The 18,131-nt window shown below is 51.9% G+C and carries 18 protein-coding genes; 9 read left to right on the plus strand and 9 right to left on the minus strand.

All coding sequences use genetic code 11. The annotated features are described in order from the left end of the window. The first annotated feature begins 27 nt into the window (after window positions 1-27). A complete protein-coding gene (locus tag ACMYSN_RS04515) occupies window positions 28-876 on the plus strand; it encodes a LysR family transcriptional regulator ArgP (RefSeq protein WP_462497166.1) in 849 nt (282 codons plus the stop codon). Between the two features lie 6 nt (window positions 877-882). Here the strand turns inward: ACMYSN_RS04515 and ACMYSN_RS04520 are convergent, their stop codons facing one another. Next, entirely contained in the window at window positions 883-1,770 is an 888-nt protein-coding gene (locus ACMYSN_RS04520) for a LysR family transcriptional regulator (protein ID WP_462497167.1), read from the minus strand. A gap of 112 nt (window positions 1,771-1,882) precedes the next feature. Between ACMYSN_RS04520 and argC the strand changes: the two genes are divergently transcribed. Continuing rightward, complete coding sequence (gene argC, locus ACMYSN_RS04525; protein WP_462497168.1) at window positions 1,883-2,803, plus strand: N-acetyl-gamma-glutamyl-phosphate reductase; 921 nt, start codon at window positions 1,883-1,885, stop codon at window positions 2,801-2,803. 167 nt (window positions 2,804-2,970) lie between these two features. Here argC and ACMYSN_RS04530 read toward each other — a convergent pair whose 3' ends face one another. Continuing rightward, window positions 2,971-3,471, minus strand: coding sequence for an Lrp/AsnC family transcriptional regulator (locus ACMYSN_RS04530; protein WP_462497169.1), 501 nt, complete (start codon window positions 3,469-3,471; stop codon window positions 2,971-2,973). An 82-nt stretch (window positions 3,472-3,553) separates the two neighbouring features. Here ACMYSN_RS04530 and ACMYSN_RS04535 point away from each other — a divergent pair, with 82 nt between their 5' ends. Further along, window positions 3,554-4,729, plus strand: coding sequence for an MFS transporter (locus tag ACMYSN_RS04535; protein WP_462497170.1), 1,176 nt, complete (start codon window positions 3,554-3,556; stop codon window positions 4,727-4,729). Window positions 4,730-4,866: 137 nt separating this feature from the next. On the opposite strand, the gene ACMYSN_RS04540 is transcribed toward ACMYSN_RS04535, so the two are convergent. Beyond that, a complete protein-coding gene (locus ACMYSN_RS04540; RefSeq protein WP_462497171.1) occupies window positions 4,867-5,367 on the minus strand; it encodes a P-loop nucleotide/nucleoside kinase family protein in 501 nt (166 codons plus the stop codon). 347 nt (window positions 5,368-5,714) lie between these two features. Between ACMYSN_RS04540 and ACMYSN_RS04545 the strand changes: the two genes are divergently transcribed. The 3 genes from ACMYSN_RS04545 to ACMYSN_RS04555 all read left to right on the plus strand — a co-directional run bounded on the left by ACMYSN_RS04545 (window position 5,715) and on the right by ACMYSN_RS04555 (window position 8,194). Next, complete coding sequence (locus ACMYSN_RS04545) at window positions 5,715-6,062, plus strand: MerR family DNA-binding transcriptional regulator (protein ID WP_407579691.1); 348 nt, start codon at window positions 5,715-5,717, stop codon at window positions 6,060-6,062. 31 nt (window positions 6,063-6,093) lie between these two features. Continuing rightward, entirely contained in the window at window positions 6,094-6,846 is a 753-nt protein-coding gene (locus tag ACMYSN_RS04550) for an SDR family oxidoreductase (RefSeq protein ID WP_462497172.1), read from the plus strand. Between the two features lie 142 nt (window positions 6,847-6,988). Next, window positions 6,989-8,194 (plus strand): NAD(P)/FAD-dependent oxidoreductase, encoded by a 1,206-nt coding sequence (locus tag ACMYSN_RS04555; protein WP_462497173.1) that lies wholly within the window; start codon window positions 6,989-6,991, stop codon window positions 8,192-8,194. 34 nt (window positions 8,195-8,228) lie between these two features. Here ACMYSN_RS04555 and ACMYSN_RS04560 read toward each other — a convergent pair whose 3' ends face one another. Next, entirely contained in the window at window positions 8,229-9,143 is a 915-nt protein-coding gene (locus tag ACMYSN_RS04560) for a helix-turn-helix domain-containing protein (RefSeq protein ID WP_462497174.1), read from the minus strand. A 70-nt stretch (window positions 9,144-9,213) separates the two neighbouring features. Here ACMYSN_RS04560 and ACMYSN_RS04565 point away from each other — a divergent pair, with 70 nt between their 5' ends. Then, window positions 9,214-10,155 (plus strand): MBL fold metallo-hydrolase, encoded by a 942-nt coding sequence (locus tag ACMYSN_RS04565; RefSeq protein WP_462497175.1) that lies wholly within the window; start codon window positions 9,214-9,216, stop codon window positions 10,153-10,155. 226 nt (window positions 10,156-10,381) lie between these two features. On the opposite strand, the gene ACMYSN_RS04570 is transcribed toward ACMYSN_RS04565, so the two are convergent. Continuing rightward, window positions 10,382-11,272 (minus strand): LysR family transcriptional regulator, encoded by an 891-nt coding sequence (locus tag ACMYSN_RS04570; protein ID WP_462497176.1) that lies wholly within the window; start codon window positions 11,270-11,272, stop codon window positions 10,382-10,384. A gap of 172 nt (window positions 11,273-11,444) precedes the next feature. On the opposite strand from ACMYSN_RS04570, the gene ACMYSN_RS04575 reads away from it, so the two are divergent. Together ACMYSN_RS04575 and ACMYSN_RS04580 are read left to right on the plus strand one after the other, a co-directional pair. Beyond that, window positions 11,445-12,581 carry an alpha/beta hydrolase gene (locus ACMYSN_RS04575; protein ID WP_462497177.1) on the plus strand — a complete coding sequence of 379 codons (1,137 nt, stop codon included), beginning with the start codon at window positions 11,445-11,447 and terminating at the stop codon, window positions 12,579-12,581. Between the two features lie 141 nt (window positions 12,582-12,722). Next, complete coding sequence (locus ACMYSN_RS04580; RefSeq protein WP_462497178.1) at window positions 12,723-13,916, plus strand: MFS transporter; 1,194 nt, start codon at window positions 12,723-12,725, stop codon at window positions 13,914-13,916. Window positions 13,917-14,166: 250 nt separating this feature from the next. Here ACMYSN_RS04580 and ACMYSN_RS04585 read toward each other — a convergent pair whose 3' ends face one another. The 4 genes from ACMYSN_RS04585 to ACMYSN_RS04600 form a co-directional block, all read right to left on the minus strand. Next, window positions 14,167-15,072 (minus strand): alpha/beta fold hydrolase, encoded by a 906-nt coding sequence (locus ACMYSN_RS04585; RefSeq protein WP_462497179.1) that lies wholly within the window; start codon window positions 15,070-15,072, stop codon window positions 14,167-14,169. Window positions 15,073-15,319: 247 nt separating this feature from the next. Further along, window positions 15,320-16,297 carry an alpha/beta hydrolase gene (locus tag ACMYSN_RS04590; protein WP_462498198.1) on the minus strand — a complete coding sequence of 326 codons (978 nt, stop codon included), beginning with the start codon at window positions 16,295-16,297 and terminating at the stop codon, window positions 15,320-15,322. A 140-nt stretch (window positions 16,298-16,437) separates the two neighbouring features. Further along, on the minus strand, window positions 16,438-17,283 hold the full coding sequence (locus ACMYSN_RS04595) for an ABC transporter permease (protein WP_462497180.1): 846 nt from the start codon (window positions 17,281-17,283) through the stop codon (window positions 16,438-16,440). Window positions 17,284-17,294: 11 nt separating this feature from the next. After that, window positions 17,295-18,128: an ABC transporter permease gene (locus ACMYSN_RS04600; RefSeq protein WP_462497181.1), complete on the minus strand. Its 834-nt coding sequence runs from the start codon at window positions 18,126-18,128 to the stop codon at window positions 17,295-17,297. Window positions 18,129-18,131 lie beyond the last annotated feature (3 nt).

Raw genomic sequence — 18,131 nt, forward strand, 5'->3', positions numbered from 1 at the left:
TTAAACTACTCGTTCTTAGAAACGTTTATGGAAATCATCCGCGGCGGCAGTTTTGATATGGCGTCCAGAAAGTTGCATATCACCCCTTCCGCCGTGAGCCAGAGAATTCGAGCGCTTGAGGAAGAGATTGGCCAGGTGCTTATCGTCAGAGGCAGCCCGTGTCGGCCAACGCAATCGGGGAGAGAACTTTATCGCTATGCGGAAAAAATAGAGTTTCTGGAAAATGACTTTTTCTCCGTTCAGGAGAAAAAACATCAGGGCAAAGCCGTGGTAGCGGTGAACGCCGATTCCGTTGACGGCTGGTTTTTAACCGCCATCTCCAGCGCTTTTCGCGAATATGGCATCGTGGTGGATGTCCGCATCGAAGATCAGGATTTTTCCGCCACATTGCTCCAGAGCGGTGAAGTGATGGCTGCGGTGAGCGCCGATGACGCCCTGCTTCAGGGATGCAAAGTGGAGTATCTCGGCACCATGAAATATAAAGCCTATGCCTCGCCCGAGTATTATCAGACCTATTTTCGCGACGGCGTCAGCGAAACCGCGTTAAGAGATGCGCCGGTGATTATGTTTAATCATAAGGATGACCTGCAGAACAAATTTATTCAGCGTTTGTTCTCCTCGGATATTACGCCGCCTTCGCAATTTATCCCTTCGACCTCCGCCTATCTTCTCGCCGTTTCACGCGGACTGGGATGGGGAATGCTCCCCGAACATCTCTCGGCCCCGTTGTGTGAACAGGGCCGCCTGGTCGACATCGCCGCGGATCATTGCGTCGATACTCGACTGTACTGGCATCGCTGGAGCCTGAAACTCACGTTATTAGAACAGCTGAGCGAGTGCGTCCACGCCGCTGCGCGGCAGGAACTTTATGTCTAGATCTCGTCAGGCCTGAGTAAGTTCACGCAGTACCCTGAGTAAGTGCTGCGTAGATTGTTCGTTGTCGCTCTGCCGATAAGCCAGGCCTAATTCTCGCCATAGCGCCGGTTTTAAGGCGCGGGTGACGATACGGCCATCCGCTGAGGCAGGCGTCCCCGATTCCAGCGGTAACAGGGTCGCGCCATACCCTGCCCCCACCAGACTTTTGATCGCATCGTTGTAGTCGAGGGTAATCCGCGGCGTTGGCCGATGACCCGCGTCGGCAAACCAGTTCCCGGTCAGCTGTGATAAATGGGTGCCCGAACCGTTCAAAACCAGGGGCTTTTCGCTCAACCACTCCGGCGTCACCACCTCCGGCGCCGGCCAGTTTTGCGGCAGGAAAGCGACAACCGGATCCCGGCGCCAGGCCTCAATATTCAGACCGGCGCAGCGCGGTTGCGGCAGCGCCACAATACCGATATCAAGCGCCCCGGATTTCAGTTGCTCAAGGGTCTGCTGCGACGTGAGCACAGCGATGTGGACATCGATACCGGGGTGCGACTGCGCCAGTTTTTCAATCGCCCGCGGCAACAGATTGGCGATCGCGCCGGTCGACGCACCAAATCTGACGCGCCCGGTCAACCCTTTGGCCTGGCGTGAGATATCGTCGAGCACATAGGCGGCATCCGCCAGCAGGCGGCGCGCATGGGCGACCAGATTTTCCCCAATGGCCGTGGGCCTGACATTCCCGCGGGCACGGGACAGCAGTTTCGCCCCCACCCGCTGTTCCAGTTCAGAGATATGCAGGCTGACCGTCGGCGGCGACAGGTGCAGCCGTTGGGCGGCCTCGTTGAACGAGCCGGTCTCGGCGATGGTCATCAGGGTGCGGAGCTGATCGAGGTTGATCTCACGCATACACGTACCTCAGAAAAACTGAATTTGACATTAGAGTAATTCAACTTTACCGATTCTGAAAGCTGGCACAACATCATGGTTTTCACCGACGACCCGATCACAGGAGAGAACGATGACCCACCTGTTTATTGATGGCGAGCAGGGTACTACAGGCTTGCAAATCCACGATCGTCTGCGCCACCGGTCAGACATCACCCTCATGACGCTGCCGGTTGCGCAGCGTAAAGACAAGCGCCTGCGGGCTGAGATGTTGAACAGCTGCGATATTGCGATCCTGTGTCTGCCGGATGAGGCGGCGCGCGAGTCGGTGGCGATGATTGAGAACCCGCATGTCCGGGTGATCGATGCCAGTTCAGCGCACCGGGTTACCCCCGGCTGGACCTATGGTTTTCCGGAGTTGAGCGCCGACCAGCCGGATCGTATCAGGGCGTCAAAACGGGTGACCAATCCCGGCTGTTATCCTACCGGTGCGATTGGTCTGCTGTTCCCGCTGGTAAACGCCGGACTGCTACCCGCTGATTACCCGGTCAGCATTCATGCGGTTTCCGGATATTCCGGCGGTGGCCGGGCGGCGGTGGATAGTTACGAGAGCGAGGACGCTGCCGGGCCAGCGTTTCAGGTGTATGGCCTGGGCCTGAAGCATAAACACGTGCCGGAAATCGCGCGTTACGCCGGGCTTTCTGCCCCGCCCTTCTTCATGCCCGCCTACGGCGCCTATCGCCAGGGGATCGTCCTGAGTGTGCCGTTACAACAGCACCTGCTGGCGAAAAACGCCGATGCCGCCACGATACATGCCTGCCTCACGCAGCATTACCGCGAGAGCCGCCACGTCAAGGTATTAGAATCCCTCAGCGCTAACGACGCGCAGCGCCTCAATCCTGAACGATTGAATGGCACCAACGACATGGAGTTAGGTATTTTTTCAAACCCCGACAACGGGCAAATACTGCTGACCGCGGTCTTCGATAACCTGGGCAAAGGGGCCTCCGGCGCCGCCGTGCAGAATCTGGATCTGATGATTGAGGCTGGCTAATAACGCAGTGAGAGTGCCATGAGCGAGAATGTCCGCGCCATGCCTGGGGCGGACGCAACACGCTATTCATCCACTCAATGTGATAAACACCGGCATTCCAGTATGTGTTTCCAGCACAGCGATGTTCTTTCCAGCCTTTCGAAATACAGTCTCAGCACCCATAAGATTCAGTCAGGAGAAGGCCCACGTTCTAAAAAGGTAGAGAGTGCAATATAACTTCGCACCGATCGCACCCCATCCACGCTTTGAATTTCCATCAGAAAATTCTCCAGCGATTCGGTATCTGCAGCACGAACCTTAATCAGTACGCATCCGTCACCTGCTACGGTATGCAGCTCTTCAACTTCCCTTCGGTTGGTAAATTGCAGCAGCGCGCGCGTCGCCTGGTAGCTGCTGGTATCCACCACAAGAAACGTCAGCAATGTTCTGCCAAGTCGACAGCCGTCGAGTATCGCCACCGTCCTTTTTATGACGCCATCACGCTTTAAACGCTTTACGCGATCGTGCACCGCCGGTGCCGATAGGTTAACAATCTCACTCAGTTCGGAGTAACTGCGACCGGCATCCTCTGCCAGAGCACCTAATATTTTTCGGTCAATCGCGTCGAGTTCAGCAGGTTTATGTCTTGCCTGCCTGATACCATCTTTTTCTTTATCAAATACGCTCACAAGCCTTTCCTTACTGAATAAAAGTATGAATATAATTTATTTCACCTAATTAAATTCAGCAAGAACAGCAACTGGAGTTTCAATGCCCATCGCACTTTTAGCACTCGCCGTCGGCGCATTCGGTATCGGTCTGACCGAATTCGTTATCGCCGGAATTCTCCCCCAATTAGCAGATGATTTCGCAGTCAGTATCCCATCAGCCGGTACCATGGCCACGTCCTATGCGCTGGGTGTTTTTGTCGGCGCACCGCTTATGACGGTGTTAGGCGCGCGAATACCTCGCAAGACCATGCTGATAACACTGGCGATAATTTTTACCCTCGGTAACCTTGTTACCGCGACAGCACCGTCACTGGCTGTTGCCGTTACAGGCCGTATCATCACCTCCTTTAATCACGGCGCCTTCTTCGGTATCGGCTCCATTATCGCGGCCTCGCTGGTTGCACCAGGTCGCCAGGCCAGCGCCATTGCCTTCATGTTTTCCGGACTGACGCTGGCCAATCTGGTTGGCGTACCCGCAGGAACCTGGCTCGCTCAGGCCTTCAACTGGCGGTTTGTTTTCTGGGTTATTGCCGGTATAGGACTGCTTACGATCGCCGCTATCGCCCTGCTTGTTCCACCTATCGAAAAGGGAAAATCCATAGCGTTACGGACGGAGCTCCGAGCTTTTGTTGACCCTCAGGTTCTGTTGGTTATGGGCATTACGGTCTTTGGTCCGGCGGCATTTTTTACCTCAATCACCTACATCGCGCCGATGATGACCAGGCTGGCAGGTTTCTCAGATGCGGGTATTGCGTGGTTAATGGTTCTTTTTGGCCTGGGGCTGGCAGTCGGCAACTGGATTGGCGGACACTTCGCAGATCGCTCGCTGTTTGGCACCCTGTTCGTCACGCTGGCTGCACAAGGGATTGTCCTGCTCGTCTTCTGGGCTGGCGTTGAAAACCCGTTCATTGCCGGCGCGTCGGTATTCCTGATGGCCGCATTCGGTTTTGCGACCGTTTCACCTATCCAGAAACTGGTCATGGATCGCGCCAGCCATGCCGGAGCCCCTACGATGGCCGCTTCCGTTAATATCGGCATGTTTAATCTGGGAAATGCCTTAGGTGCATGGGCTGGCGGAGCCACTATTGCTGCCGGTTTTGGTCTGGTTTCGCCAAACTGGGCGGGGGCAATACTGTCATTTATCGCGCTCGGATTAGCGTTTCTCGCATGGCTAAGTGCCCGTAAGGGATTTACTCTGAGAGCGAGTTCATGCTGATGACTGAATGGCGACACCTGATTTAAAAGCTGTCTGGTAAAACAAGATGTCCGCTGCGTGCCAAAAGCGGACATTTCACACTTCTGCTTATGTGGCCAAAATGGGTATGCCACTACAGAGAGCCTCTCAATACCGAATCATCGTGAAAGAACTTTGATGATTCGCGAGACACATTCATCGCTGGATAAACGGTATGAGTCTAAAATGAGGTGTTCTCTGTTCCATGGTTCATAAGTCACACCTGTGACATATTTCCAATCAGGCAAGGTTAAACCCTCTACTTCAGAGACCCTGGTTTCGACTCGTTTACGATGTTCGCTCTCATCGGAACATACAACCTCAATTTCTAAAAAGTCGGTTCTTGCGGATAAAGCGATTTCTCGATAGGCATCACGGGTTAACGCCAGTGGGTTCACTGAGTCCGTGATTACTGTTGCTCCCAGTTGCAGATTATCCTTGGCGAGTGAGTAAGCGACAAAATAACCAACAGGGCCAACTTGACGGTCATCTTCTTCGGCTTTGAGTATGGCTTGCTCAATCGTGTCGATTCGCAAGTAAAAAGCGTTTAACTGCTTTGCCAAAGCCTGAGCGATAGTGCTCTTCCCGCTTCCAGGCAAACCACTGAAGATGATTAGCATAACTTGTCCTTTAAATGATGAAACCTAACAGTATTAAATCACACCGGGCCTTGAGTTGTGGGAGTTCTCGCCGTTTTTAAGACTAGTGATATGACCAAAGTCGAAGAGCATTTCTACTCGTGTTAACACTTGGCATGTCCGCTCCTCGCTCACAGCGGACATTATACTCCTGGGGCTATCTGCTCCGCGCCAAAAACGGGCACAATCTTGCAAGAAACCTCTGGACTGGCCCCTATAAAGTTGACGACCTTTTAAGTAACATTTATTTACACTAATCTCTCAGGCATTCTCTTTACATTGACACTAGTGTCAATGTTGTAGATTGAGTCCACAGCGAGAGGAAAAGTATGCGTCCATCCGATTTGGCAAAACTAACCGGAGTAAGCACCAGGGTGCTTCGTCATTATGAACTGAAAGGGCTGATCGTTTCACGACGACTGGATAACGGTTACCGTGATTTTGATGCCGGAGAAGTGGAAAAAGTGAGGTGGATAACCTCTCTTATCAAATGTGGATTCAGTACCCGACAAATTGCTGAGTTGGAGAAATTTTCTCAGGTCAGTGATATAGATGATGAACGTTTTATTATGTGTCTGGCCCAGCATCGGGATAAATTACATGCGCTGGACGTGTTGATTGATTTATTAAATGAACGCCGAAATGCCCTTGCTGTACGTATTCAGTCTTGGGAGTGAAAAATATCTGTTATCGCAAGTGAGATAAAATATGAAACTGTTAGAAAATAAGGTTGCCTTAATTACCGGCGGCAGCAGCGGTATCGGCCTGGCAACAGCTAAAAGATTTGTTGATGAAGGCGCAAAAGTCATTATTACCGGCAGAAATAAAGAAGCTCTGGACCAGGCCATACATCAGCTCGGTAACGACAATACTATCGCTATCCAGTCAGACGTCAGTGATTTAAATAATCAGGATGAACTTTTCTCAGCAATTGAAAAAAGATACGGCAAGTTGGATATTGTCTTCGCTAACGCGGGTGTTATTTTACTTTCTAATTTCACCGGGGCCACTGAGCACGATTTCGATCGCCAGTTTGAAATAAATGTGAAAGGGACTTTCTTTACTGTACAAAAGGCGATACCGCTGATGTCGCAAGGTGGTTCCATCATCCTGACATCATCTATTGCGCACTATAAGGGCCTGGACGGACACAATATCTATGCCGCGACCAAAGCCGCACTGCGTTCTTTCGCTCGCAGCTGGACGACAGATCTTAAAGACAGAGGCATTCGCGTGAACTGCCTGAGCCCCGGTCCTGTCGCCACGCCGATCATCAGCAAAATGGGCGTTTCAGAGGCAGAGCGCGAACTGTTTGATATGAAGGTGGCAAGCCAGATACCGGTAGGTCGACTAGGCCTGCCGGAGGAAGTTGCCGCCGCTGCGCTTTTCCTTGCATCTGCTGAAAGTAGCTTTATTTCTGGTATCGATCTCTGTGTGGATGGTGGTATGGGACAGATTTAAGAGGATATTTACTCTGCAGACAAAAATAAAATCAAAATCGATTAAATTCTGTCAATTTTGATGAAGTCTTAGCTGACTTATTCCTCTATGTTTATTGCGGCGTCATACACATCATTATCCGATTTCTATTACAGGTATCTATATGAAAAAACGTATTATTGTGGCTGGTGCTGGTTTCGCAGGTATGTGGGCAGCTATATCAGCGGCCAGGCTGGTGCATTTAAAAAATGCCGATGACCAGATTGATATATTTCTTGTTTCACCTGAGCCGAAATTAACAATACGCCCGAGGCTGTATGAGGCTGTCCTTGAAAGTATGGATCCTTCTATTTTTGAAGTGCTTCAGGCGGCGAATGTGAAATATATTCGGGGGCGAATTACTGATATTGACACCAAAAATAAAAAAATTACCGTCAGCAAGCCTGATGAACAGACGCAGGTCAATTTTGACAGCTTTGTGCTGGCTGCGGGAAGTCAGGTTTTCCATCCTGACCTTGAGGGATTAAAGGAATACAGTTTTGATGTCAACTCGCTAGAAAAAGCCCAGGAGCTTGAGCAACATTTACAGGATCTTGCCAAAGAGCCTGATTCGCAGGCGAGGAATACCGTTGTGGTTGCCGGGGGAGGATTAACGGGTCTGGAGACGGCGACGGAAATGCCGGAACGCCTTAAGTGTTTGTTTGGCGCGGAGTGTAAACCGCAGGTCATCATCGTTGATAACGCGGCCAGAATTGGCCAGGCAATGGGCGAAACAGCCTGCGATATTATCAATCAGGCGCTGACCAGCAGTGGCATCTCGGTGCGTACCGGGGTGAGGGTCTCCTCCATTGAAGCCAATGGCGTCACGCTGTCCGACGGCGAATTTATTCCTAGCAAAACCGTCATCTGGACCGCCGGTATGCGAGCCAGTCCATTAACCCGTTTCATTCCCGGTGAACACGATTCACTGGGCCGCGTGATCGGAGATTCCTGTTTACGGGCCCCCGAAGCCACTGGCGTTTATGTAACCGGTGATACGGTAAAAGTGCCGACTGACAACGACGGTAACTACAACGTCATGTCCTGTCAGCATGCTATGAGCCTGGGCCGCGTGGCCGGACACAACGCGGCGGCTGAACTACTGGGGCTGACGCTGCATCCTTACAGCCAGCCGAAGTACGTTACCTGCCTCGATCTGGGCAAATGGGGAGCTGTTTATACCGAAGGCTGGGATCATCAGGTTGTGTATCAGGGCGATGAAGCCAAAAAAATTAAGCAGGAAATTAATACCCTATGGATTTACCCACCCGAACCCGATCGAGAAAAAATGTTCTCTGTCGCCAACCCTGACTACATCATTGTGCCGTAATGCTCAACGCCTGTGAGTAACACATCACGGGCTTCTATTTTGTGGCGCTGTACTTTTTGCGCCACTGGCTGGGGGTTAATCCAGTCATTTTTTTGAAAGCACTGGTAAAGGCATTTTGCGAACCGTAGCCGCTTTCAAATGCAATATCAGCAACCTGTTTGTGAGGGGATTGTAACTGCAAAAATGCGCGTTCCATTACGCGCTGTTTGAGCCAGCCGTAGGGCGTCAGGCCGGTGCTGTTTTTAAATGCGCGGCAAAAATGGGCAGATGAGATACCCAGTTCTGTCGCCAGAGCCTGAATAGAGACTTCCCCGACAGGGCTGCTGTCCAGGACTTCCAGTGAGTTTTTAAGTGCACGCGCAGATAAAACAGCGTTCGTCTGCTGAACAAACGTAGTGGTAGAGGAGTGGTTTTGCATCAGTTGGAGTATCAGCGCCAGCATTAAGTGTTCGCAAAGCAACTGACCGATCCGGTTGTTATCGGCCAGTGTGTCGCTGATGGCTGAGATGATTTGGGCTGTGGATTTATCATGGTGCGCCGTGCGGAGCAAAAGTTCCCCGGGAGGCACGTCTGCCTGCAGTAACAGCGCTTCAAACGTCTGGTTTGGGATATAAAAATGAATAACGTCGACGGTGCCCGCCATATCCCAACGTGAAGTGCTGCCGAGGGGAATGGTCGAGATTGTGCCTTCTCTGATGGTCTCTTTAACAAGCTGCGTTCCTGTTCTTCGTTCAACGCGCTGCATATTACCGAAGTGGGCGATGATCACATGTTGGTCCATCGGAGCGATGGTTTCATGCAGTGGCCCATGCGGCCAACGATAACAGCTTCCTGATGGGAGGTTGCTGCTATAAGAACTTAATTCTGGTTGATTTTTCAGAACTCTGGTCATCTCTTTGACGGTATCGTTGAGTGCAATTTGATGATTTTTCATGACAATCTTCGCCATGCTGAAACAGGAGGAGTTCAGAGTATAGGTGAATTTTTATATGGCTATAAATCTATTATCTGGAGGTATTATGGAATCGTCTAAAACCGCTGTAGATCCGATGAACCCCGATTATCTTACACATGCCAATGAACCTGCCCCTGAATTCGTTCCGTCACGTTACCCTCTGAAGATTGGTGATATTGATGTCATCGTCGTCAGTGATGGAGTTCTGCCGCTGCCAGGGCAGATGCTGGGTCATAATGCCGACCCGGCCATCAGAACAGCCTGGTTTGAGGATAAGTTTCTGCCGTCCGATGAACTGGAGTGGGCGCTTAATGTTATTGTGGTAAAAAGCGGTCAGCAAACACTTCTTATCGATGCAGGAATGGGGGCGGCTTTCCCTGATTTACCGCGCGCTGGGCGGACAGTCCAGCGCCTTGAAGACGCAGGGATCGATATTGCATCCATTACTGATGTCGTGATCACTCATCTGCATATGGATCATATCGGGGGACTGCTTATCGACGGCGTGAAGGCGCGCTTACGCCCGGACATACGTATTCACGTTGCGGACGCTGAAGTTAAATTCTGGGAGTCACCCGATTTCTCCCAGGTTTCGATGCCGCCGGGTTTTCCCGATGCGCTTCGGCAAACCGCCTCGCGTTTCTTACAGGAATACCGCAGTCAACTGCATACTTTTGAGGATCGTTATGAGGTCGCGCCGGGCGTTCTCGTCACGCGCATTGGTGGCCATACGCCTGGGCACAGTGTGGTGCGTCTGTCCTCCCATGGTGAACGCTTAACCTTTGCTGGCGATGCGGTATTCCAGGTCGGATTCGATCATCCTGACTGGTATAACGGCTTCGACCACGATCCCGAAGAAGCTGCGCGGGTAAGGGTTCAGCTTTTGCAGGAGTTGGCCGCCAGTCGGGAATCTCTGGTGGCAACACATCTCTCATTTCCATCCGTGTGTCATGTTGCTGTCGACGGCAATGCCTTCCGTTGGGTTCCGGGTCCCTGGGAGTATTAAAAAAGTGGTACGACGCGGACCAGCTTTGTCGGGTGGGACTTAAAAATCACAAGCCCTGCAGTTGAGCGTCACCGGGCAAAGGAGGGCAATACGGACTGATGCCCTCCACACAAGTAGAATATGCAAACTTCCGCTCCTCGCTCACAGCTGATCTTCAGAGTCGTCACTTCCGTCAGCCCTGTGCCAGGAGCGCACCAGTTACCCTGGCACGGGTACAGACTGGCCTTCATTCATAAATTCTCAGTGTATCGATAACCGCTCGCAGACCGGGAGACACATTGCGGTGCGGATAATAGAGAAATGAGCCTTCCAGGCGTTGGCTGTAGCGTTGTAAAACTCTGATGAGCGAACCCTGCTCTAAATCATCGGACACCAGTTCTTCCGGAACATAAGCCAGCCCCAGTCCCAGTCTGGCGGCTTTGGCTTCCATATAACTGTCAGCGAAAGCCCATTGTCCCTGTGGCTGATGAGTTATTTTTTTACCATCCTGTTGAAGTTCCCATGTATAGAGGCTTCCATCGCCAAATTGATAAGCGATGCACGGATGAACCGCTAAATCTGCCGGGACTTGTGGAAAGCCATAGCGGCGAAAGTGTTCTGGCGTACCGACAATGGCCATCTCCATGTCGGGGGATATACGGACCGCTATCATGCCACCGCCAACTTCCGGCCCGAGACGTACACCGGCATCGAATCTTTCCGCAATAATATCGACAAACCGGCTTTCGCTGATGAGTTCCAGCCGGATGTCAGGGTAACGTTGCTTAAACACCGCAAGCTTTGGCAGGAGTAGTTTATCAATCGCGTGCTGGCTGGCATTAATCCGTACCGTACCTGATGGGGACTGGCGATAATGGGCCAGCGTGGCGAGCCCCATATCTAAAGCGTCGAATCCTGACTCAATGCTCCGGTAGAGTTGTTCGCCGGCTTGGGTGAGCGATAGCCTGCGCGTAGTGCGTGCCAGAAGCTGAACGCGCAGTCTTTCTTCAAGTTCGCGTACAGAACGGCTTATACCTGATTGTGCCAGGCCGAGTCGTTGCGCCGCAGCAGTAAAACTCCCTTCCCGCACCACCTGCATGAACAGGTATAAATCATTATAGTTTTCCCGTTTCGCCATCACGTTTCCTTCGCTATCGCATCACCATTTAGAACAATATGGTATTAATTCTAGCAATTTTAACCCTCTAATAAGCACTATTTCTGCTCACTATAATGCTCGCATTGCAACAAAGCACAGCAGTGTTGTCCGTATGAAACCTGTATCTATCACGCTTTATGAGGGGATTTTGATGACTGCCTTCACCAAAAAACTGACAGCCGCGATACCAGCCATGCTGCTCTGCGCATCATTAAGTGGAGTCACAACGATGAGCTATGCCAATACAACTAATCCGAACGCGCCGGTTTCACTGGTCGAGAAATGGGATAAAACCTTCGCTGAAAGTACGAAAGTTAATCATCGTAAAGTGACCTTTCAGAACCGCTTCGGGATCACCCTGGTCGGTGATCTCTACATTCCAAAGGATCGCGGCGAGCGCAAACTGGCGGCCATTGCCGTCAGCGGGCCTTTCGGCGCGGTGAAAGAGCAGTCCAGCGGTCTGTATGCGCAGACGTTGGCTGAGCAGGGATTTGTTACCCTGGCTTTTGACCCTTCATATACGGGGGAAAGCGGTGGCTATCCGCGTAACGTTGCCTCTCCGGATATCAACACCGAGGATTTCAGCGCGGCTGTTGATTTCCTGGGCCTGCAAAAAGAGGTCGATCGAAATCGTATCGGGTTACTGGGTATCTGCGGCTGGGGCGGAATGGCCTTAAACGACGCCGCGATGGATACCCGCGTGAAAGCGGTGGCGACCAGCGTGATGTATGACATGAGCCGTGCGATGGGGCATGGCGTGGGTGATGGTAAAGACCGTTATACCACTGCGGATCGTCGCACCGTATTACAGTATCTGAACGCACAGCGCTGGGAAGATGCGAAGAACGGAGCTTTCGCGCCCGGCGGGCATGACATTTATGTTGATGAAAAGGGGAACGTCAGTACGTCGAAACGTATTCTGCCAGAAACGTTACCCGCCAATCCCAATCCGGTTCTGAAAGAATTCTTTGATTATTATCGCATGCCGCGTGGTTTCCATGCGCGTTCGGTCAACTCAACCGGAGCCTGGAATGCGACGATGCCGCTGTCATTTATGAATATGCCGCTGCTGAGTTACGCCAATGAAGTCACTATCCCTACGCTTATCGTGACCGGCGAAAAAGCCCATTCACGCTATTTTGCTGAAGATGCCTTTAAGGCGATCGGCAGCAACGAGAAAGAGCTGGTGATTGTCCCGGGGGCAAATCATGTTGATCTGTATGACAACGTTGCGGGTAAGATTCCGTTTACTAAATTTGAGCAGTTTTTCAAAACCAACCTAAGATAATCGTCCCAAGCCGCCTGATATGTGCAGGCGGCTGTAAATCCCCTGCACATCATTTTCACCCATGTTTTGACGTGATTCCCTGAATGACGTCTGTCCGGACTGCGCCTGAATCTTGCCGATTTGATATTAAGGGATCTGATAATGTCCACATTAAGACTAAAACCGCCTTACGAAAAAAACCATGCGCAGTGGGGAGGCGTGTTTGCCATGACGCTTTGCGTGTTTGTGCTGATCGCTTCCGAGTTTATGCCGGTCAGCCTGCTTACGCTTATTGCCAGTGATTTACACATTACCGAAGGGCTGGCTGGCCAGGGAATTGCAATCTCTGGCGCACTGGCGGTCATGACCAGCCTGACTATCTCCCATATTGCCGGAAATCTGAACCGAAAATATCTCCTGCAGGGGCTGACGGTTTTAATGGCCATATCGGGGATAGTCATCGCCCTGGCCCCCAGCTATCCGGTTTATATGCTGGGGAGGGCCCTGATTGGGGTGGTCATTGGTGGATTCTGGTCCATGTCGGCTGCAACCGCCATTCGGCTCGTTCCGCAGCGTCAGGTTCCCCGTGCGCTGGCGATTTTTAACGGTGGGAACGCGCTGGCTACCGTTGTAGCGGCACCATTTGGCAGCTATCTGGGCACGACCCTGGGCTGGCGAGGGGCTTTTTTATGCCTCGTTCCCCTGGCTATAGCCGCGTTCATCTGGCTGTGGGTCAGCCTGCCATCGATGGAAAGCGATAAAAAACAAAAATCCCAGAGATCTCTGCATCGTCTGTTCCGCATCACCATTGTCCCTACGGGACTTCTGGCCTGCGGGCTCTTCTTCATAGGGCAGTTTGCCTTATTTACCTACGTGCGCCCCTTTCTTGAAACCGTGACCCGCGTAGGTCCTTCTGGTCTCTCTCTTATTTTGCTCGCAATAGGCGTGGCGGGTTTTGTCGGCACACTGGCCGTTTCAATATTCCTGAACGCAAGGTTTTATCAGACCTTAATCATGATACCCCTGCTTATGGCAGCGACTGCCGGGGCGTTACTGCTGGTTGGACACAGCATCTGGGCTGTTGCCGTATTGCTGAGCCTGTGGGGACTACTAGCAACGGCTGCGCCAACGGGATGGTGGACATGGATAGCGCGGGCGCTACCCGAAGATGCAGAGGCAGGTGGTGGCCTAATGGTTGCGGTGATCCAGCTCTCGATTGCACTGGGTTCAACGGCAGGAGGGTTAGTATTCGACACTCTGGGATGGCGCAGTGCTTTTGGCTTGAGTGGTTTCTTACTCCTGGGGGCGGCAGCGATGACGATTGTCACATCCCGTCAAAACAGTAAAGCGAACTAGAGCTACCCATTCTTTTCTGGCGTGCTCTCTGTCATGACAAACGGCAGAGAGCCGAATGTCTGCTCCTCGCTCTGAGCCGCCCTCAAGCCCTGCTTCCGGGCAGCACCCAGCCACGAACGGTCCTTCACAAGGTTTGCACCATACAGCCTGTAGAATCGCTGTGTCAGATCAACATCGCTCGCCCATCCAGAGCTTTCAACTGCACATGGACATCCCACAGTGAAAAACATCCCATATGACCGCCGAACGACTATTTATTTAAGAATGACTCAACCGCGCCAGAGAACCGTTCAGGCTGATCAAGCATAACAAAGTGAAAACTATCATCGATTCGCGTGTAATGGATATCTGGTACTGAGTCATAAGCTTGACGGTACATCGCATCCACTCTGGCTGCGGGGATCCCAAACAAGGCGTCATAGGCGTACACGATCTCAACTGACGCCCTAATACGGGTAAGCTCGGGACGCAAATCGGTTACCATCAATTCATACACGGCATCAGCAACGGTCTTACGATCAGAATTGATCCCCGCCGCCACCAGTGCTGGTTTCACCGCCTCAGTCTTCACCAAACGGGCTATGGAGGTTTTCTGATACTCTGCGCTTTGCCCGGACGACAACCCCAGTAGCCATTCACGCGTGGTAGTGGCCTGTCGGGCAGTATTTTCACTGGTCGCGGCAGGGTTGAACATCAACGAATAGAACGGCAAAGCATCAACAATCATCAACCGACCGACCTGGTCGGGATGGCGAGCGCCAAGCATCAATGCAATTTCTCCACCAAGAGAATGGCCAATAATCACCGGTGCTTTAATATGCTGGGTGTGAATGTATTCAGCGATGGCGTCAACTGCCGGAGCGATGACCTTCCCCTCTGGATTAGCAATGGCTGGCGTACTCGCAAAACCCGCAAGTTCGACAAGATGAATACGGTGGTTCATCTGTAAATTTGAGACTAAACCAGCCCAAACATCACGCGAGGAAGCCAGCCCGGGAATCAATATAATATCTGCTCCTGAGTCTTTGCCCTGCGTCTGTACAGAGATACGCTGCGAGCTGGGATATTCTGAATGTATGGTTACGGACGCCGGGACTAAGGCTGACATCAATAAAAGAGTCACGCCAATCATTGTACGGATATTTGCGGTATTCATTAGACCTCCCTTTCTTTAGCTGCGCACTGTTCGCAAAGCCAGTTATGCTTTTCATCCATTAGAAGATCGTGAAGCAATATAACTAATGGACCTTTCCATCAGCACGCTATGACAACTGAGTTTTCCCCGATGTTACCAGCATCCCCCTCTCCAACACTTTCCGTGGGAACAGAACGCATACACGTCACTATACAGTGATCCTCAACGAGCAATGGTATGGACTCCGTGTATCGCTCACAGCGGGTAGTTACTTTTCAGGAAAAGGTGCGTTGTTAATTAGGAAATTCTCAATAGATTCGATTAAACCTGGTGCTAAGGGAAGTGTGGGCTCCGCATATGAAGTGATATTTGCCTTGAGATCGTCCGACGTTACCTCTTTCATAACATGGTTCATGTTGGGCAATATGACCAGGGACGCTTGAGGATTAGCTGTTTGAAGCCTTTTTGCATCCATTTCGTCTACCTGGAGGTCGCGTTGCCCTTGTAGCACTAACACGGGTTTGGAAATGGTAGAAATGAGTTGGCTCGGATTATATGAAAACGCATCAATCAAAAATCCCTGAATATCCGGATTAAAGATATTTTGCAGTGCTGGATGTATATTCGTTGTATCGACTCGCCGCCGATGCTCCAGAGCATCGATTATCGGCAATGCTTCATTTAATAAAAGTGCGTTTGCCGGATTAGCCTTAAATTGTCCTCTCAACACCTCGCCCAACGGCCTCCCGGGCGTTGCAATAAGAACCACTCCGCACACATCCTCTTCCAGAGCCGAGGCAAGTGCGATAATACCTCCTTCGCTGTGCCCTATAATCCAAACACAGGGGGTTTGGGTCTCACGTTTCAGCACTTTTATCCAAGCTCGAACGTCGTCAACATAGTCAGCAATCGTCACCGCATTGGGATTATCTACAGCCGATGCGCTAGCGAACATTCCTCGTTTGTCGATACGAAGCGTTGCAAAGCCTTTCGAAGCCAGGCCTTCGGCAAGAAGTCGGTAAGGTGATGCATTCACACCAAGCGGGTTGTTACCATCCCGATCTGTAGGCCCGGAGCCAGGAATGATAAGAGCAACTGAAGTTGGTTTTGAATATAGAGTTAGTAACGTACCTTTCAAAGGGCCTTTTGGTCCAGGAGCTTCCAGGAATATTTCGGAAAAGGTCAGCGGCTTCGACATCTGACTCACAAATGGACATGCGCTCAAAAGAGCAATGCAGGCTGTCATACTCACCGGTTATTTTCCTGTAAAAACTAAGCGCAGATGACAATTTATATGATAAATATGTTCTGCTATCCATTAATTAATACATTAGTGATAGTAGTCAAGTTCACCTCCGTAAATTCAGAAGCGCAATACTACCCCCCTCACCCTTTACCCAGCTTCGACAGCATGTCCGGGCGCATAAACTTATGGATGACCAGCATAAACAACAGCGACGGCACCAGCAGAATCAGGGCCGTAATGGACGACACCTGATAATTCCCCGACATACTGGCGTTGTACAGCAGCAGCGGCAGTGTGCTGATGTCCGGCGCGCCAACGAAAAACGTACCGGTAAATTCATCCAGCGATTCGAGGAAGACAAAAATACTGGCGGCAATAATTCCCGGCGAGGCCTGCGGCAGCACAATATGCCAGAAGGTGTAAATCGGCCCGGCACCGAGGTTACGCGATGCCCTCGCCAGCAACGGGTCTACGGCGGAAAAGGCCGCCACGCAGATCCATACTGAGTACATCAGGCCGTGCATGCTGTGTACCAGCACGACGCCGGCAATCGTACCGTTTAGCCCCCACTGATAGAAAAGTCGGGCAATATTCATGTACACCGTCAGATTCGGAAACGCCTGCGGAATCAAAAACAGCAGCATGAACAGCACCCGCAGCGGCATCCCCCGCCGTGAAAGCGCATAACCTGCCGGCACTGAAATCAACAGACACACCACCACGGAAAGCAGCGCAATGAGCACACTGGTCAGCATCGAGCCAGAAACATCACTGTAGGGGCTGAACACCTGATACCAGTATTTCAACCCCCATTGGCTCGGCAAAGCATGGGGGAAAAACCAGCTCTCTGCTACCGTCCAGATAAGCAAGTTCAGCAGCGGGCCAAACATCGCCAGCAGCATAAAAATCAACAGCAGCGTCTGTAGCGGCAGACTGGCGCTCAGTTTTCGGCGCCCTTTCGCCAGCCATGTGTTCGGCAAAGTCATACTCACCTCTTTCATAAATCGCCCCCCTTCTGTTGCAGGCTGTGACGCAGGTAGAACCACGACAGAGCGCCACAAATCAGCAGTGACACCACGCCCAGCGCATTGGCCACCGCGTAGTCGCCGTAAGAGTTGACGCGAAACGCCATGTCCACGGTCATCATCGTCGGCGTGCCGACGCCAATCATCAACGGCACGGACAGCACCGACATCATGGTCACGGTGGAGAGCACCAGCGCCACACCGATAGCAGGCAGCACCTGCGGCAGAATAATGTCGAACAGAATGCCCGGGCGCGAGGCCCCGAGGTTTCGTGCGGCCAGGATTTGCGACTGCTCCAGCGCCGCCATTGCGCCGCAGATAAGCAGCGTGGCGAACGCCAGTTGTTTCCAGACAAAGGTAATGATGATCCCTTTCCAGCCCAGCCAGGAAATCGTCTCCATCGGCGTAAACAGATCGGTTGCCACCAGCGCATTGTTCATCAGGCCGTTTTTGGCCAGAAAGGTGCGCATCATCTGTGCTGCCACAATAAACGGGATAAACAGCGGCAGGCGGTACAAGAACCCCAGCACGCGCACAATTGGCCGACAAGGTGACAACGTGATGACCGCCGAGAGCGTGATGGAAATAGCGGCCAGCAGCACCACGGAGATCAGCACAATCACCACCGTAAAGGCGATGTCGCTGGAATAGAGGGTATAAACCTTAGTGAAATGGGCCAGGGTCAGTTGCCCCGCATCGTTGGTAAACGCGGCAATCAGTGAGAACCCAAGCGGGTACAAAAAGAGTACGGCGATCATCAGCGCGGCGGGGACTACCAGTAACAGATATTTCAACGAACGGCGCATAGC

This window comes from Klebsiella sp. R445, from assembly GCF_051131755.1.
Lineage (GTDB): Bacteria > Pseudomonadota > Gammaproteobacteria > Enterobacterales > Enterobacteriaceae > Klebsiella > Klebsiella lignicola.

Bases quoted from the DNA above. Each gene is read 5' to 3' on its own strand.
- ACMYSN_RS04565 (WP_462497175.1), top strand. From the start codon at position 9,214: ATGGAATCGTCTAAAACCGCTGTAGATCCGATGAACCCCGATTATCTT.
- argC (WP_462497168.1), top strand. From the start codon at position 1,883: ATGACCCACCTGTTTATTGATGGCGAGCAGGGTACTACAGGCTTGCAA.
- ACMYSN_RS04575 (WP_462497177.1), top strand. From the start codon at position 11,445: ATGACTGCCTTCACCAAAAAACTGACAGCCGCGATACCAGCCATGCTG.
- ACMYSN_RS04555 (WP_462497173.1), top strand. From the start codon at position 6,989: ATGAAAAAACGTATTATTGTGGCTGGTGCTGGTTTCGCAGGTATGTGG.
- ACMYSN_RS04570 (WP_462497176.1), bottom strand. From the start codon at position 11,272: ATGGCGAAACGGGAAAACTATAATGATTTATACCTGTTCATGCAGGTG.
- ACMYSN_RS04515 (WP_462497166.1), top strand. From the start codon at position 28: ATGGAAATCATCCGCGGCGGCAGTTTTGATATGGCGTCCAGAAAGTTG.
- ACMYSN_RS04595 (WP_462497180.1), bottom strand. From the start codon at position 17,283: ATGACTTTGCCGAACACATGGCTGGCGAAAGGGCGCCGAAAACTGAGC.
- ACMYSN_RS04550 (WP_462497172.1), top strand. From the start codon at position 6,094: ATGAAACTGTTAGAAAATAAGGTTGCCTTAATTACCGGCGGCAGCAGC.
- ACMYSN_RS04600 (WP_462497181.1), bottom strand. From the start codon at position 18,128: ATGCGCCGTTCGTTGAAATATCTGTTACTGGTAGTCCCCGCCGCGCTG.
- ACMYSN_RS04580 (WP_462497178.1), top strand. From the start codon at position 12,723: ATGTCCACATTAAGACTAAAACCGCCTTACGAAAAAAACCATGCGCAG.
- ACMYSN_RS04560 (WP_462497174.1), bottom strand. From the start codon at position 9,143: ATGGCGAAGATTGTCATGAAAAATCATCAAATTGCACTCAACGATACC.
- ACMYSN_RS04590 (WP_462498198.1), bottom strand. From the start codon at position 16,297: ATGACAGCCTGCATTGCTCTTTTGAGCGCATGTCCATTTGTGAGTCAG.
- ACMYSN_RS04520 (WP_462497167.1), bottom strand. From the start codon at position 1,770: ATGCGTGAGATCAACCTCGATCAGCTCCGCACCCTGATGACCATCGCC.
- ACMYSN_RS04540 (WP_462497171.1), bottom strand. From the start codon at position 5,367: ATGCTAATCATCTTCAGTGGTTTGCCTGGAAGCGGGAAGAGCACTATC.
- ACMYSN_RS04545 (WP_407579691.1), top strand. From the start codon at position 5,715: ATGCGTCCATCCGATTTGGCAAAACTAACCGGAGTAAGCACCAGGGTG.
- ACMYSN_RS04585 (WP_462497179.1), bottom strand. From the start codon at position 15,072: ATGAATACCGCAAATATCCGTACAATGATTGGCGTGACTCTTTTATTG.
- ACMYSN_RS04535 (WP_462497170.1), top strand. From the start codon at position 3,554: ATGCCCATCGCACTTTTAGCACTCGCCGTCGGCGCATTCGGTATCGGT.